A 14,116-nucleotide genomic window follows, 5' to 3' on the forward strand; every position below is an offset into this window, starting at 1 on the left:
ATCCGCCAGGGCATCATTACGCCGGCGACAAAACAGGCCCTCGAGGAGGCTGAAGGGAGACTCGATGCCGCCAAACGGAGAATAAAAGAGATCGAGGCATGGCAACCGACCCAAATGCTGCCCAGGGCCAAACAGATTTACCGCGGCCTGGCCGAGCGACTGGAACGGATCGAAGACATCGCCGACGCGCGCGAAGCGCTCAGGAGCATTCTAGGGGAAGATATCAAGCTGGTGCCGGAGAACGGCGTATTGTGGGCAGAACTCAAGGGCGGCTGCGCCGCTTTGAGTCAGATAACGGTGGTAGCGGGGGCAGGATTTGAACCTACGACCTTCGGGTTATGAGCCCGACGAGCTACCAGACTGCTCCACCCCGCGTCAATTCAGAGTACTATACCGTAAATGCTTCCTCGATGCAATCCAACGTTTACTTTGGGTAACGAAACAGGCTCTTCGGATCTTCAGATTCCGAATCCCGTTCGTAACAATATTAAGCAAATGGCTGCGTAAATACCGGCCAATCCATCATCGAGCATTATTCCGAGTCCGCCGTGAACGCTACGGTCGAGCATGGCGATCGGCCAGGGTTTCCAGATGTCGAAAAGACGAAAGGCCAGGAAGCCGGCGAGCACCCATTCCCAGGAGGCCGGCACGAACATCATGGTGATGAGAAAGCCGGTAATCTCGTCCCACACGATGCCCGGATGATCCTGCACGTTGAGCTGTTGCTCGCACCGCCCGCAGATATAAACGCCGGCGATCAACAAGACGATTACGGTGAGTGCATAAAACGGGGTGCTTAGATTGGCTGCCAGCAAGTAGATCGGAACGGCGACCAGCGTTCCGAAGGTTCCCGGTGCGACCGGCGCAAGACCGGAACCGAAGCCGAATGCCAGGAAGCACGCGGGATTACCGAAAATCTCCGCCGGTTTGATGAGGCGATGGGACCTTGTTTTTATTGTCTGATTAATCACTGGAAAAGTGCTGATATCCGTCTTGGGAAAGCTCGATGGACCTGCCGTCTTTGAAGAGTCTCAGGCCGGTTTGCGGCTCGATTTGGCCAATCAGGGCGAACGGAAAACCGCCTGTCGTTAGGCAGCGCTCCAACTTCTCCCGATTTCCCGGCGGAACGGTGAAACAAAGTTCGTAATCGTCGCCCGCCGATAACGGCATCCGCCAGTCGCCCGTTTCCTCGATATAACGGCGTACCCCGTCCGGTAATGGCAACCGTTCCCAGGCTAGCGTCGCGCCTACGCCGCTAGCTTCCAAGATATGTCCGAGATCGGCGGCAAGTCCGTCGGACACGTCGATACCGCTGTTAGCCAAGCCGCGCAGCTTCAAGCCGATATCGACGCGGGGTTCCGGTCTTTCCAGATGGGCAATGGCCGTTTGGTCTTCGATACCGGTTCGGCCCTGACGCATCTTGAGTCCCAGCCCTGCGGCGCCCAATTCGCCGGTCAAATAAATCAGGTCGCCGGGACGCGCGCCGGAACGTCGAAGAGCGCCGTCTCGCGGCGTGAGGCCAAGGGCCTGGACGGTAATGGTCAAAGGGCCGCGGGTGGTATCTCCGCCGATCAATTCGACGCCGTAGCGCTCGGCCAAAGCGAAAAAACCCTTCGCGAAACTTTGCAGCCAAGCGGCGTCGGCATGGGGAAGGGTAAGCGCGAGCACCACCCACTTGGGCTTCGCTCCCATCGCGGCGAGATCGCTGAGATTAACGGCCAGTACCTTGTGGCCCAGGCTTTCCGGATCGACATCGGACAGGAAATGGACTCCTTCCACCAGCGTATCGGCGGTTACAGCCAGATCCTCGCCTTCCTCGACGCGCAGTAAAGCGCAATCGTCGCCGACGCCCAAAATCGTGGACGGATGCTTGACGGTTTGATCGGTGAAAAAACGGCGAATCAGTTCGAACTCACCTAAGGCCATGGCATTGTGCAAAGTAGAAGGGTAGTGCGGCAACTGCTAGGTTTTATGCCGCGTTTGTATTTCCGCCGTGCGGTGCTTACGGGCTAAGCGATCCAAGATGCCGTTGATGTACTTATGGCTTTCCGTGGCTCCGAAGTGCTTGGCGAGATCGATGCCTTCGTTGAGCACCACCCGGTACGGTATTTCCAGGCGGAACAGCAGCTCATATGCGCTGATCCTAAGGATGGCCCGCTCCACTGGGTCGATTTCGGCGACCGGGCGATCGGCGAATTCGCCCAGCGCCGAATCGATCGTGTGAAGGTGTTCGGGCACGCCATGCAGCAGTTCCTTAAAATAACGGGCATTGATTTCGGGTGCGCAGCAATGCTCGATCAGCTCGTCGAGCGGCGGCCTTTCGGGCTGCTGATCTTCCGTTTCCCTCTGGCGGCAGTATTTCTCGAGCGATTCTTCGAGCAGATTTTGTTCGTGATCGGTCAGGTCGTATCCGCTCTTATATCGTCTGAAAAGGACCTTTGCCTCCTTCAATTCACCCAGGAACTGGGCTTCGATCGCCGACAGATCGGCGTCGCTCAACTGCCATTGATAAACGGCCTGTACCGCGCAGCGGCGCGCCATGGTTCGCGCATTACTCATGCCGAACCTATCTGGTTCAATAAGTTGACCATCTCGACCGCGGATAACGCTGCCTCGGCGCCTTTGTTGCCGGCCTTGGTTCCGGCCCGTTCGATGGCCTGTTCTATGGTATCCACCGTGAGGACGCCGAAGGCGACCGGAATTTCATGCTTGAGCGAGATGCTGCTGATGCCCTTCACGCATTCGCCGGCCACATAGTCGAAATGAGGCGTTGAGCCGCGAATGACAGCGCCGACGGCCACGATGGCATCGTAGCGCTTCGAAGCTGCCGCTTTCTGCACCGCCAGCGGCAGTTCGTAGGCCCCGGGCGTCTTGACCAGATGGATATCCTCTTTTTTCGCGCCGTGCCGCAAAAGGGCATCCACCGCGCCGGCAACCAGATGGTCGACGATGAAGCTGTTGAAGCGTGACGCCACGATGCAGAAGCGGGCGCCCTGGACCAAGAGTTGGCCTTCGTAGGTTTTGATATCGGACATCGATGTTCTCTCTATTCTCAGGAAACGTATTCGACGACTTCCAGCCCGTAGCCGGATAAGCCAAGGTATTTTTTCGGCGCGCCCAATACGCGGAGCTTGTGCACACCCAAATCGGCCAGGATTTGCGCACCCGTTCCGGTGGTGCGCCAATCGTCGGTCTTCGGCTCGTCGACAGCCATTTCGATGCCGTTATCTTCCATCTGATACTGGTGTATGCGTTCGACCAGAAACTTGTCGTCCTCCTCCTTGCGGATAACCACCAACACTCCGCGCCCTTCGTCGGCAATACGTTTCATGGCATTGCGCAGGGGCAGTCCGCTGTCGTTCCGTCTGGCACCGAAAAGATCGCTAAGGAGATTGCGTCCGTGCACCCGGACCAGTATCGGCTCGTCGCCAGCAACTTTTCCCATGGTCAGCGCCAGATGCAGGCGCTTGTCGACTTGATCCTGATAGGCGTGCAAACGGAATTGACCGAATTCCGTCGGAAAATCGCAGGAGCAGATCCGCTCCACGGTCTTTTCGTTCTGAATCCGGTAATGAATCAAATCGGCGATCGTTCCGATCTTGAGTCCATGCTCTTGCGCGAATTTCTCCAAATCGGGGCCACGGGCCATGGAGCCGTCTTCGTTGAGGATCTCCACGATCACCGCGGCGGGCTCGAGCCCTGCCAGCCGAGCGAAGTCGCAGCCGGCCTCGGTGTGTCCGGCGCGATTGAGCACCCCTCCCGGTTGCGCCATCAGCGGAAAAACATGACCCGGCTGCACCAAATCGTCCGGCTTGGCGTCCGGCGCTACAGCACAAAGAATGGTGCGGGCGCGGTCCGCGGCCGAAATCCCGGTGGTGACACCGCTTGCGGCTTCGATGGATACAGTGAAATTCGTGGAATGCGGCGTCTTGTTCTCGTTCACCATCAAGGGCAAGCGCAGCTGCTGGCAGCGTTCGCGGGTCAACGTCAGGCAGATCAGTCCGCGGCCGTAACGCGCCATGAAATTGATGTCCTGGGGACGTGTGTGCACGGCTGCCATGACAAGATCACCCTCGTTTTCGCGGTCCTCGTCATCCATGATGACGACCATTTTGCCGAGGCGGATGTCCTCGATGATTTCTTCGATGCTGTTCATGTTCAGGAGATAAAGCCGGTATTCTTGAGAAGTTCTTCGGTGATGGCCGGCCCGCTTTCGGCGGCGCGATCGCCGAGCAGAAGGCGCTCCAGATAACGGGCCAGGATGTCCACTTCGAGGTTCACCCGCTGCCCCACGCCAGTTTCGCCCAAAGTGGTCTCGGCCAAGGTATGGGGAACGATGTTGATACCGAATCGATTGCCGTTCACTTCGTTCACCGTCAGGCTGATCCCGTCTACGCAAATCGAGCCTTTCTCGGCGATGTATTTCGCCAAACCGGCCGGCGTTTCGATGGTAAACCGCACCGAGCGGGCTTCGGCGCGCTCGTCGACCACCGTGCCCACGCCATCCACATGGCCGCTGACGAGATGCCCTCCGAGGCGGGTGGTAGGGAGCAGGGCGAGTTCCAGATTGACATGGGTTCCGGCTTTGGCTTCACCCAATGTGGTGCGCGACAGGGTTTCGCGCGAGACATCGGCGGCGAAAAACCGGTCTCCGAGTTCGATTGCCGTCAAGCACACGCCGTTGACCGCGATGCTGTCGCCCAATTGGACATCGGCGAAAGGCAGTTTGCCCGTAGCGACCGTCAAGCGGCAATCGCCGCCTTTAGGCTCGATGCGGGTTATTGTTCCGATTGCTTGGATAATGCCGGTGAACATAAAGAGCTCGTTGGTGATTCAAAAAAACGCTACTGCCTGAGCAAGGTCAGCCTGAGGTCGCGCCCGACCTGCCGCACGTCGCTAATCGTCAGCTCGAACCGCTCGGCCATCCGGGTCAAATCCGGCAAGTGGAATAGTCCGCGCGCCTTATCGCCCAAAACCACCGGCGCGAGATATATCACCCATTCGTCGACCAGGTTTTCCCGGAGCAAGGCGCCGTTCAGAGTCGGGCCGGCCTCCACCAGAACTTCGTTGAATTGATGGTGTCCGAGCCAGTCGACGACCGCCGTCAAGTCCAGTCGCCCGTCAAGCGTTGCGGGCAGGGTTTCGATGTCGAAGCTGTCCGATAAGGTCTGAGTTCGTTCCTCGTCCGACACGGTCGTCAAGACCACCGCGCGGTTCCCCCCGCCAGCGAGACGCATGCTCGCGGGCATGCGCAGCCGGGAGTCGAGGACGACACGGACCGGCTGCAAAATCTCTCCCGCCGTTTCCGGCAAGCGTGCCGTCAGTTCCGGGTCGTCCTGCAGCGCCGTGCCGATTCCGGTCACGATGGCGGAGCTTCTGGCCCGCAAACGATGGGCGTCGCGGCGAGCGTCCTCGCCGGTAATCCATTTGCTTTCGCCGGAGGGCAGGGCGGTGCGACCGTCCAGGCTCATGGCCAGTTTGCTGCGGATATAAGGCCGGCCGGTTTTCATGCGCTTGCAGAAACCGGGATTCAGTGCCGTAGCCGCGTTTTCCAAAAGCCCGCAGGCGACGTCCACGCCGGCGTCTCTGAGTGTTTTCAGACCCTCGCCCGCAACCCGTGGATTCGGATCTTTCATGGCCGCGACCACGCGGGCGATCCCGGCCGAAATCAGAGCGTCCGTACAAGGCGGCGTTTTGCCGTGATGGCAGCACGGCTCCAGGCTGACGTAGGCAGTCGCGCCGTGCGCCCGCGCGCCGCTTTGCCGGAGCGCCTCGACTTCGGCGTGAGGGCCGCCCGCTTGTCGATGCCAGCCCTCGCCGACGATTTGGCCGTCTTTGACGATGACGCAACCGACGCGCGGATTGGGATCGGTCGTGTATAAACCCCGTTCGGCTAGATGCAGCGCACGAGACATGAATTCCGCATCTTCGCGGGCAAAAACCGTAGATAGCTCCATCGGGCTATGGCTCCGAATCGTCGCCGAACAAGTCCGGCTGATCCTTCTTTTCATCCGGATTCGGCTGTTTCTCGAGACGATCGATGACCTCGCGAAACTCGTTCACGTCCTCGAAGCTGCGGTACACCGAGGCAAACCGAACATAAGCGACATGGTCAAGCCCGCTGAGTTCTTGCATCACGCTTTCGCCGATCAATCGCGATGAGACTTCGCGCTCGCCGCGGGCCAATAGCTTCTTTTTGATGCGATTGATGGCCGCCTCAATCCGGTCGCTCCCCACCGGTCGCTTTTCGAGGGAGCGAAGAATGCCGGCGCGAAGTTTTTCTTCGCGGAACGGTTCACGGCTGCCGTTGGCCTTGATCACCCGAGGCATATTCAGCTCCGCAGTTTCGTAGGTCGTGAAGCGTTCCCTGCATTCGGTGCATTCGCGGCGCCGACGTACCTGATCGCCTTCCTGTGACAAGCGAGAGTCGATTACTCGGGTGTCTTGAGCACCGCAAAATGGACAGCGCATTATTGTTTTTTTGAAAGCGGAACGGCGCAGCCCGGTAAGAAATCCGCGTCGCTCCGAGAAAAAACGCTCAATCCGCGTAGACGGGATATCTGCGGCAAAGCTGGAGCACGTCCTCTTTTACTCGCTCGATGACCGATTCGTTCTGCGGCTCGTCGAGTACGTCGCACATCCATCCGGCCAGCGTTTCGCAATCGAGCTTGGTGAAACCGCGGGTGGTGACAGCCGGAGTGCCGACGCGAATGCCGCTGGTGACGAACGGTGACTGGGGATCGTTCGGAACGGCATTCTTGTTTACGGTAATGTTGGCTCGTCCCAATGTTTCGTCCGCCAGTTTGCCGGTAAGTCCCTTCTCGATTAGGTCCACAAGGAACAAATGGTTGTCGGTGCCGCCGGAGACGATTTTGTACCCGCGGTCGATGAAGCGTTGCGCCATGGCGCGCGCATTTTCGACGACGTTCGCCTGGTATTGCTTGAATTCCGGCTGTGCGGCTTCCTTCAAGGCGACGGCTTTCGCCGCGATCACATGCATCAAAGGTCCGCCTTGAATGCCGGGGAAAACCAGTGAGTTCAGTTTCTTTTCGATATCCGGATTGGATTTCGCCAGAATCAAGCCGCCGCGCGGGCCGCGCAGGGTCTTGTGGGTGGTTGTCGTGGTGACGTCGGCGATTTGTACCGGGCTCGGGTAGACACCGGCCGCGACCAGTCCCGCGACATGCGCCATGTCCACGACCAGAAAGGCGCCGACCGAATCGGCGATGTCGCGGAAGCGCTGCCAGTCGACAACGCGCGAGTAGGCCGAGAAACCGGCAACGATCATCTTCGGCCGGTGCTCCTTGGCCAGGGTTTCGACCTGTTCATAATCGATATGGCCGGTCGCCGGATTGAGACCGTACTGGATGGCGTTGTAAATCTTGCCGGAGAAATTGACCTTGGCGCCGTGGGTCAGGTGGCCGCCGTGGGCCAAGCTCATGCCGAGTATGGTGTCGCCGGGTTCGAGCAGGGCCATATAGACCGCCGCATTGGCCTGCGAGCCGGAGTGAGGCTGGACGTTGGCGAAATCGGCACCGAACAGTTCCTTTGCGCGTTCGATAGCCAGACTCTCGACGATATCCACATACTCGCAGCCGCCGTAGTACCGTTTGCCGGGATAACCCTCGGCATACTTATTGGTGAGCACGGTGCCTTGTGCTTGCAACACACGGGGACTGGCGTAGTTTTCGGAAGCAATCAGCTCGATATGGTCTTCTTGTCTTCTTTCTTCTTTTTCAATGGCAGACCACAGTTCGTCGTCGAATCCCGCGATTTCCATACCCTTGCTAAACATAAAAGCGAACCTACAGGCTGGTTAGATGAATGGCATATTGTAACGCAACGGCCACGGGGACAAACTCGCTTTGTCATACAAAAAATTATTCGACGATGGATCACCTCGAGTTGGCGGCATGGCAGCAGTAATTCGGTACTGGCGGGGCCGGCGTGGGCCATACACACCTTTGGTTCCGGAGCGTTTTGGCCGCTGCTGCATTCAATCCGGCAGCCGGAAGGATTGCTCGGCGAATTTTTCCTTGAGGAATCGTCCGTGCACCAGCAACCCTTGGGCGTCCTTTTCAAACAGGCTTTTCGCAAGATCGTGCAGGGCGCGATCAAGCAAGTTCAGTTGGTCGTTGAGCGATTCCTCGGCGGTCTTGCCGCTGCTCAACTGTTGCGAGCGCGCCAAGGCCGGCGGAAGTTGCAGATATTGGTTGACGGTATCCGGCAGATAATCGAAAGCGATCTTGCGCACCTCGAAAGGCGTCAAATCGAACACATCGCCGCCGCTATCGGTCCTATCCATGAGGAACGCCAGTTTTTCTTCGATTTGTTGCAGCGTGCGCAAGGTGCTTTCACTCGCACGTTCGCGCAGTATTTCTCTGAGAGGTGCGAGCCGTTCCTTCCATAACCTTACGTGCGGCGAAATCATGTCGGCATCGCCCACGGTGAGGTGTATCTCCTGATCGATCAATTCGTTCGAGGCGCGTTGAAGCTCATCCTTCAGTTCCGCCAGTTCCATGTGTGCGCGTTTGAAAGGAGGCAGGTTTACGGGGAAGGGCAGCATTTGTTTCAGGATGGCCGGAAAACGCAGCAACGCCTGCTCCCTTAGCGAATCGATCGTTCTCGGCGCAAGACCGGTATGTTCGAAATAGGGCGCGATGATCTTGATTACGTCGAAGGTTTCCTGAACCTCGTCGGCGATTGGCGCCGGCAACCGGCGATGGGCCTTGCGGACCAGTTTCTCGACCCGCCTGAGTTCCCGGGACAGACGCCAGGACACGTCCGGCATCGGCGCCTCGGTTCCGGCCGGCAACAGTGCCCAAAGCGCCAGATAAATCCACATCGTCAGGCTGAACGAAAAGAACACGGATAGGACGAAGAGAAAACGCACCAGCGTGACGTCTACGCCTAAATAATCCGCGATCCCTGCGCATACGCCGCCCAGCCTGCGCCGCTGACGGTTGCGTTGGAGTTTGGGTCTGGAACTCATTTTTCGGAGCGATTGGAACGGATTTGCTGTATCCGGATAGCCAGTGTTCGGCATGGGTCTAGATTCTAAACGAGAAGTTGACACTTCGAACGAAAAAGGGCGGGAAAGTTTCGAAATCCGAAACGCCGCGGTCGGAAAAGCCGTACGGACTAAGCCGGCGCATTCAGCACAATGGCACATCCCGATTCCGGTAAGATAGCGGGTAACGAGTTGGAACGCCAAAGTGCGGAAATCCTAGCAATGAACGATTTAGAAACAGGACAGAACCCGATTGGCCTCACCGAATCGATTTCCGAGATGGCGAGCGTCGACTGGGAAAACTTGGTGGATCACAGAACCTGCGTTCAGCAGAACGAGCCTCTGGCTCGCGTCCAGGAGAAGTTCCGGCAGGCTGACGTCAGCTTCATGGCCGTCCTCGACAGGAAACGCGTGATCGGCCTGTGCGCGCGCCACGAAATCGGCATGTGTCTCGGCTCTCAATACGGGTTCTCGCTGTTCGGAACGGCGCCGGTCCGCGATCATCTGGTCGCACAGCCTTTGTTGATCAACATCAACCAGCTTTGGGCGGACGTGCTTCAGCGCGTGTTTTCGCGGACCGGCGAAAGCTTCAATCAGGACGTGCTGTTGGTCGACGATAGATGCACGTTCCTGGGGCTTATTTCGGTGCAAACCTTGGTCCGCCTCCAGACCCGGCTGTTGATGCAAAGCATCGTGCAATTGGAGCAAAAGCAGGCCGAAATCAGCCGACGCAATCAGCAGTTGACGGAAGACTTGCGCATGGCCCGCGAGGTACAGCTGGCCATGTTGCCGCGGACGGTGCCGACCATTCCTCCCGAGGTCGCGCCGGACTCAAGTGTTGTACGCATTTTCAGCCACTATGCCCCCCTCGGTCTGGTAAGCGGCGATTTTTTCGAGGTTTTTCCGATCGCCGACGATGCTATCGCCATTCTGATCGCTGATGTTATGGGGCACGGTGTGCAGGCAGCCTTGGTGATGGCGATGATGGGGGCGTTGATACAGAATCATCGCGAGGCGGCCAGCGATCCGGGCAGGTTACTGACGTCGCTGAACCGAAGTCTTTGCGAGATTTTGAAGTGCAGCAATCTGTCGACGTTTGTCTCGGCTTTTTCGTTGGTGATCGATATCGGAGGCGGCCAGCTCCGATACGCCAATGCCGGACATCCTTGCCCCATCCACCTACGTCGGGGATCCGGACGCGCAGTGCACCTGGATTGCGCGCAATCGAGCAATGGCGGCGTACTCGGCGTGAGACCCGACGTGACTTATCGTACCGGTAGCGCCGAATTGAAGGCGCGGGATGCCGTGCTGCTCTTCACCGACGGACTGTTCGAAATCCGGGGGGAGGACGACGACATCCTCGGCCAGGAGCGTTTGCTGGAGTTAGCGGCAGCGACCATGAGCCAATCGGGCGAGGTACTGGTTCAGGAACTGCTCAACGGTGTTCGTGGCCCGTCTCTCCATGGAGAGTTCGAAGACGATGTATGTTTGTTGGCTGTCGAAATCGGCGATATCGCGTTCGAAAAATCCCGTTTTCAAGTGTGCATGGAATAGGCAGAATCTCCGAACCAATGGGTTTGGATTTAGCGTCTGCTGCATTCTGATCATGACCGGTTGTACGCCTCACTCAAGCTTTCCGACCTTAAGCGGAGCACCGCCCGTCGTCATCGCCCACCGTGGCGCTAGCGGCTATTTGCCGGAACATACGCTTGCCGCGTATGAGCTCGCGATCGAGCAAGGCGCGGACTTTATCGAGCCCGATCTGGTGTCCACCAAGGATGGGATGTTGATCGTGCGTCACGAGCTAAACATCAGCGAAACCACCGATGTTGCCGAGCATCCCGAGTTCGCCGCCCGCCGCACATTCAAGACCATCGACGGGATACATGCGGAGGGCTGGTTTGCCGACGATTTCACGCTTGCCGAAATTAAGACATTGCGCGCCAGGCAACGTCTTCCGTTCCGCCCGCAGCAGTTCAACGACCGCTTCGAAATCCCGACCTTCCAGGAAGTGGTTGAATTGGCAAAACGAGCAAGTGAACGGAGCGGACGGGTCATCGGCATTTATCCGGAAACCAAGCACCCCACTTACCATCGCTCGGTCGGCCTGCCGCTGGAGGAGAAACTGGTCGAGATGCTGAAGCGATACGGACTGAACGGAAGAGCGGCTCCTGTAGTGATCCAGTCCTTCGAGACGGACAATTTGAAAGCCTTGAGGAAGATGACGGAGGTCCGGCTCGTGCAGCTCATCGATGGGGATGGTGTTGCGCCGGGTGGCGGCCCGATACCCGGCAAGCCGTACGATTTCACCGCAGGCGGCGATCCCCGTACCTATGCGGACCTTTTGACTCCGGAGGGGCTAATGGAAATCAAAACCTATGCCGACGGAATCGGACCATGGAAACGTTATTTGATCGGTCTTGCCGATCCCGGCGAAGTCGGCGCGTCGGAGAATGATTACGGTGAGAAATTGGGGTACCCGACCGCTGTCGTTCGGGATGCGCACAGTGTCGGCCTGTTCGTTCACGCCTGGACGTTTCGCGACGAGTCTCGCTATCTGGCAAGCGACTATGGCGGTGATCCGCTGAAGGAGTACCACCAGTTTTATAGCTTAGGCGTCGATGGCGTATTTTCGGAGTTTCCCGACACGGCAGTCGCCGCGCGTGCAGGCAAGAAAAACAAAGGGATCAAGTCCCGCGATAGATTTCAAAATGGCCGTTGATCAGATGACTGACGAATTCGGTCCATGTCATCTGTTGATTGGGTTCGGCATTCGGCATCCAAGCGTTGGGATCGTATTGTATCGCTACCGTGTTTGCCGCCGGATCCAAGCCGACGATCTGGAAACGGTTACCGGAAAGATGGTCGTGTCCGACATGTTTGTTCATAGGGTAGGTCTCCTATTTGAGTCATCGCAGAAGATAAGTGGATAAGTGAAGTCATCGACGTTCGATGAGCCAGGGCGGCTAAGGAGATTCCGTATTCTAGCTTAAGAGTGGCAGTTTGTAGGTGTTTTGCCCCTTGAAGGTGATTCTAGCGCGCATGTGACCGATTTTTTCTACAGTTTGGGAATCTTCCGAGGTCGAATGGCGCGCTACCGGATCTTGCGGGACACCAAAGAACCCGTTGCGTCATTAGTTTGTCAAATAGAAACGATAGCCTCGTGTTAGGAAAAGACAACAGGAAGAACTTATATGCAGAACGGGTGTATCAAAGTCATTGGGCGTCGGCGCGTTTATCCGGTCCGAAAGGGATGGAATGAGCCGTTAGAAGCCCACCGGCGGGACGCGAACGGGAGTGAAAACGAGTGCCAGAAACAGGAGACACCGAGCACTCAAACTATTCCGACGCAGCCGAGCCGAATGGAAAGGGATTGACAGTTCGAATACGAACGAGCAGAAGGTGAAACGGTCTGTCGGGGATGATGCTTTATTGCTCCGCGCCATTCCCCCTCGCATGACCATCCGATGCCGCCTCGTTGGCTAGTCGGTCGGAATTGTCGATAACGCGAAGCTTACGACATTGCGACCGACGAGCGGCCGGCGTCGTGATGCATCTGGCGCAGTTCTTCGTATTGTGTTTAGGGGCATCATGCCACCTCAGCGGAACTGGCGCCGGCCAACGAACCTGTTACGAGCTTTCACGGATACTTCGAAGAATCAATCATCTAGGCCAAGATATCGGTTGACTCAACAGGGTTCCCTAGCCTCGATAATGCAATTGGCTAACGGAGTTCCTAACAGGCTTTGGAGTCCAAGTCTCTTGCTTACCCACCTCGTTCTGGATTCGCCGTGTTCTGCCGGAGCAGAATCTGGTTGTAAAAGCGAGATGCTCTTCCGCTGTCGGGCTCGCTTTAGAGCCGAATCTCGTCCGATTCGTCCAATTCGAATTCTTTGATGACCTCGGCTTGCTGTTCGCTCCGAACCCGGTCGAGATAGGTCTTGGCTTTATCGACTTCGTGCGTTAGAAGCTTGACGGTCTCCTTCATATTGCCGAGCGCCTGAGTCTTGTATGTCGCTATCGCATCCATGGTCTCGTAGATATTCTCGAACGCCTGTTTCAGCTGATCCAGGGATACCGCCGAACTGGCGGCTTGTTCGTGAGTACGGGCCGCTTGCTGTTTCAGGAGGCGCGACGTGGAGGCGATGAGATTGCCGGTGGTGGTGTTCAAGGCTGAAATCTGATCCAGCACCAGCTTTTGATCGGTCAGCGCTTGCGCCACGATGACCGCGGTTCGCAGTGCCGATATGGTCGTCGACGTGGCTCGGTCGACGCCTTTGATCAGCTCCAGGTTGTTCTTGCGAATCATGTCCATCGATAAATAACCCTGGATCGTCACCGCCATCTGGGTCAGCAGATCCTGGACTTTCTGGCGCGTATAAAAAAGCATCTCCTCGCGGACGACGCGCGCTTTCTCGGGATCTTGCGCCTCGATTTCCGGTAGGCGGCGTTCAATGGCCTCGTCAAGTTTTTTCCCCACATAGATGTATTGCTCGAGCCTTTGCATGACTTCCCAGGCATGAATTTTTTCCTGCTCCAAAGCGGCATTGTCTTTGCGGAGCTCGTCCTGGCCATTGTAGAGCGCCTGGATGATGGCGTTCAGATGCGTTTGCGCGGATTGATAGCTTTCGAAGTAATTTTTGAGCTTGTTGCCGAGCGGAATGATTCCGAGGAGTTTCCGCGGGGCCAGGAGGTCGCCCTGACGCGAAGGGTCGAGCTGCTCCACGGTCGCGCGCAGTTCCTGAAGCGATTTCGAGATGCTCGAAGACTCGTCATACACTCCGGATTTCATGGCCCGTACCGGGCGTTCCAGAAGCCGGTTCGAAACCGTTGCCGCGGCCCTGATCTCGCGATTGCCCATGTTGTGTACGCCGGATAGCCGTTCCCGGAATTCGGCGTCGTTCACATCGGCGGCTAGGACGGTGTGCAGGAATTCCGTAATTTTCTCGTCCAATTTGGAAATGGTTTCCTGATCCAGTTTAACCATGCTGGTCGCCTGTTCCTCGTCGATTTCGGGGACCGGCTGGGGCGGAGTCAAGGTCAGAGTGTCGTTCGAAGTGGCTTCGGCCATGGTTTTCTCCGGATGAAAATACGGTAAAAAGTAGT

At 57.4% G+C, this 14,116-nt stretch carries 14 protein-coding genes and 1 tRNA gene; 2 read left to right on the plus strand and 13 right to left on the minus strand.

Annotation, left to right across the window (positions count from 1 at the left end; all coding sequences use genetic code 11):
• Window positions 1-298 precede the first annotated feature (298 nt).
• The 11 genes from ABJK70_RS10760 to ABJK70_RS10810 all read right to left on the minus strand — a co-directional run bounded on the left by ABJK70_RS10760 (window position 299) and on the right by ABJK70_RS10810 (window position 8,992).
• Window positions 299-375: transfer RNA gene (locus tag ABJK70_RS10760), tRNA-Met, on the minus strand.
• A gap of 83 nt (window positions 376-458) precedes the next feature.
• Window positions 459-971 carry a phosphatidylglycerophosphatase A gene (locus tag ABJK70_RS10765; RefSeq protein ID WP_347257977.1) on the minus strand — a complete coding sequence of 171 codons (513 nt, stop codon included), beginning with the start codon at window positions 969-971 and terminating at the stop codon, window positions 459-461.
• Window positions 964-1,926 (minus strand): thiamine-phosphate kinase, encoded by a 963-nt coding sequence (gene thiL / locus ABJK70_RS10770; protein ID WP_156879418.1) that lies wholly within the window; start codon window positions 1,924-1,926, stop codon window positions 964-966. Before thiL ends, ABJK70_RS10765 begins: the two co-directional genes overlap by 8 nt.
• Window positions 1,927-1,962: 36 nt before the next feature.
• On the minus strand, window positions 1,963-2,559 hold the full coding sequence (nusB, locus tag ABJK70_RS10775) for a transcription antitermination factor NusB (protein WP_077729845.1): 597 nt from the start codon (window positions 2,557-2,559) through the stop codon (window positions 1,963-1,965).
• Window positions 2,556-3,035, minus strand: a complete 480-nt coding sequence (ribE, locus tag ABJK70_RS10780; protein WP_077729844.1) for a 6,7-dimethyl-8-ribityllumazine synthase — start codon at window positions 3,033-3,035, stop codon at window positions 2,556-2,558. The genes nusB and ribE overlap by 4 nt, the downstream gene beginning before the upstream one ends.
• 17 nt (window positions 3,036-3,052) lie before the next feature.
• The gene (gene ribBA, locus ABJK70_RS10785; protein WP_205780727.1) at window positions 3,053-4,156 is read right to left on the minus strand and encodes a bifunctional 3,4-dihydroxy-2-butanone-4-phosphate synthase/GTP cyclohydrolase II; all 1,104 of its coding nucleotides are present in this window, start codon (window positions 4,154-4,156) and stop codon (window positions 3,053-3,055) included.
• 2 nt (window positions 4,157-4,158) lie between these two features.
• Window positions 4,159-4,815: a riboflavin synthase gene (locus tag ABJK70_RS10790; protein WP_077729945.1), complete on the minus strand. Its 657-nt coding sequence runs from the start codon at window positions 4,813-4,815 to the stop codon at window positions 4,159-4,161.
• A gap of 29 nt (window positions 4,816-4,844) precedes the next feature.
• Window positions 4,845-5,957, minus strand: a complete 1,113-nt coding sequence (gene ribD, locus ABJK70_RS10795; RefSeq protein WP_347257978.1) for a bifunctional diaminohydroxyphosphoribosylaminopyrimidine deaminase/5-amino-6-(5-phosphoribosylamino)uracil reductase RibD — start codon at window positions 5,955-5,957, stop codon at window positions 4,845-4,847.
• A 4-nt stretch (window positions 5,958-5,961) separates the two neighbouring features.
• A complete protein-coding gene (gene nrdR / locus ABJK70_RS10800; protein ID WP_077729842.1) occupies window positions 5,962-6,471 on the minus strand; it encodes a transcriptional regulator NrdR in 510 nt (169 codons plus the stop codon).
• Between the two features lie 67 nt (window positions 6,472-6,538).
• Window positions 6,539-7,795 carry a serine hydroxymethyltransferase gene (glyA, locus tag ABJK70_RS10805; protein WP_077729841.1) on the minus strand — a complete coding sequence of 419 codons (1,257 nt, stop codon included), beginning with the start codon at window positions 7,793-7,795 and terminating at the stop codon, window positions 6,539-6,541.
• A gap of 201 nt (window positions 7,796-7,996) precedes the next feature.
• Complete coding sequence (locus ABJK70_RS10810) at window positions 7,997-8,992, minus strand: PspC domain-containing protein (protein ID WP_168175387.1); 996 nt, start codon at window positions 8,990-8,992, stop codon at window positions 7,997-7,999.
• Between the two features lie 240 nt (window positions 8,993-9,232).
• On the opposite strand from ABJK70_RS10810, the gene ABJK70_RS10815 reads away from it, so the two are divergent.
• Both ABJK70_RS10815 and ABJK70_RS10820 read left to right on the plus strand, forming a co-directional pair.
• Window positions 9,233-10,564 carry a SpoIIE family protein phosphatase gene (locus ABJK70_RS10815; protein ID WP_168175386.1) on the plus strand — a complete coding sequence of 444 codons (1,332 nt, stop codon included), beginning with the start codon at window positions 9,233-9,235 and terminating at the stop codon, window positions 10,562-10,564.
• A gap of 52 nt (window positions 10,565-10,616) precedes the next feature.
• Entirely contained in the window at window positions 10,617-11,732 is a 1,116-nt protein-coding gene (locus ABJK70_RS10820; RefSeq protein WP_347257979.1) for a glycerophosphodiester phosphodiesterase, read from the plus strand.
• On the opposite strand, the gene ABJK70_RS10825 is transcribed toward ABJK70_RS10820, so the two are convergent.
• Window positions 11,698-11,898, minus strand: coding sequence for a hypothetical protein (locus ABJK70_RS10825; RefSeq protein WP_077729838.1), 201 nt, complete (start codon window positions 11,896-11,898; stop codon window positions 11,698-11,700). The two genes, ABJK70_RS10820 and ABJK70_RS10825, sit on opposite strands and share 35 nt — an antisense overlap.
• A 965-nt stretch (window positions 11,899-12,863) precedes the next feature.
• Window positions 12,864-14,081 (minus strand): toxic anion resistance protein, encoded by a 1,218-nt coding sequence (locus tag ABJK70_RS10830; protein WP_086135047.1) that lies wholly within the window; start codon window positions 14,079-14,081, stop codon window positions 12,864-12,866.
• Window positions 14,082-14,116: the final 35 nt, after the last annotated feature.

The sequence above is a fragment of the Methylocaldum sp. genome, from assembly GCF_039794385.1.
Classification (GTDB): domain Bacteria; phylum Pseudomonadota; class Gammaproteobacteria; order Methylococcales; family Methylococcaceae; genus Methylocaldum.

What these genes read in the sequence shown, in the direction of transcription:
- thiL (WP_156879418.1), bottom strand. Translation starts at nt 1,926, where the DNA reads ATGGCCTTAGGTGAGTTCGAACTGATTCGCCGTTTTTTCACCGATCAA.
- nusB (WP_077729845.1), bottom strand. Translation starts at nt 2,559, where the DNA reads ATGAGTAATGCGCGAACCATGGCGCGCCGCTGCGCGGTACAGGCCGTT.
- ribE (WP_077729844.1), bottom strand. Translation starts at nt 3,035, where the DNA reads ATGTCCGATATCAAAACCTACGAAGGCCAACTCTTGGTCCAGGGCGCC.
- ribBA (WP_205780727.1), bottom strand. Translation starts at nt 4,156, where the DNA reads ATGAACAGCATCGAAGAAATCATCGAGGACATCCGCCTCGGCAAAATG.
- ABJK70_RS10790 (WP_077729945.1), bottom strand. Translation starts at nt 4,815, where the DNA reads ATGTTCACCGGCATTATCCAAGCAATCGGAACAATAACCCGCATCGAG.
- ribD (WP_347257978.1), bottom strand. Translation starts at nt 5,957, where the DNA reads ATGGAGCTATCTACGGTTTTTGCCCGCGAAGATGCGGAATTCATGTCT.
- nrdR (WP_077729842.1), bottom strand. Translation starts at nt 6,471, where the DNA reads ATGCGCTGTCCATTTTGCGGTGCTCAAGACACCCGAGTAATCGACTCT.
- glyA (WP_077729841.1), bottom strand. Translation starts at nt 7,795, where the DNA reads ATGTTTAGCAAGGGTATGGAAATCGCGGGATTCGACGACGAACTGTGG.
- ABJK70_RS10810 (WP_168175387.1), bottom strand. Translation starts at nt 8,992, where the DNA reads ATGAGTTCCAGACCCAAACTCCAACGCAACCGTCAGCGGCGCAGGCTG.
- ABJK70_RS10815 (WP_168175386.1), top strand. Translation starts at nt 9,233, where the DNA reads ATGAACGATTTAGAAACAGGACAGAACCCGATTGGCCTCACCGAATCG.
- ABJK70_RS10820 (WP_347257979.1), top strand. Translation starts at nt 10,617, where the DNA reads ATGACCGGTTGTACGCCTCACTCAAGCTTTCCGACCTTAAGCGGAGCA.
- ABJK70_RS10825 (WP_077729838.1), bottom strand. Translation starts at nt 11,898, where the DNA reads ATGAACAAACATGTCGGACACGACCATCTTTCCGGTAACCGTTTCCAG.
- ABJK70_RS10830 (WP_086135047.1), bottom strand. Translation starts at nt 14,081, where the DNA reads ATGGCCGAAGCCACTTCGAACGACACTCTGACCTTGACTCCGCCCCAG.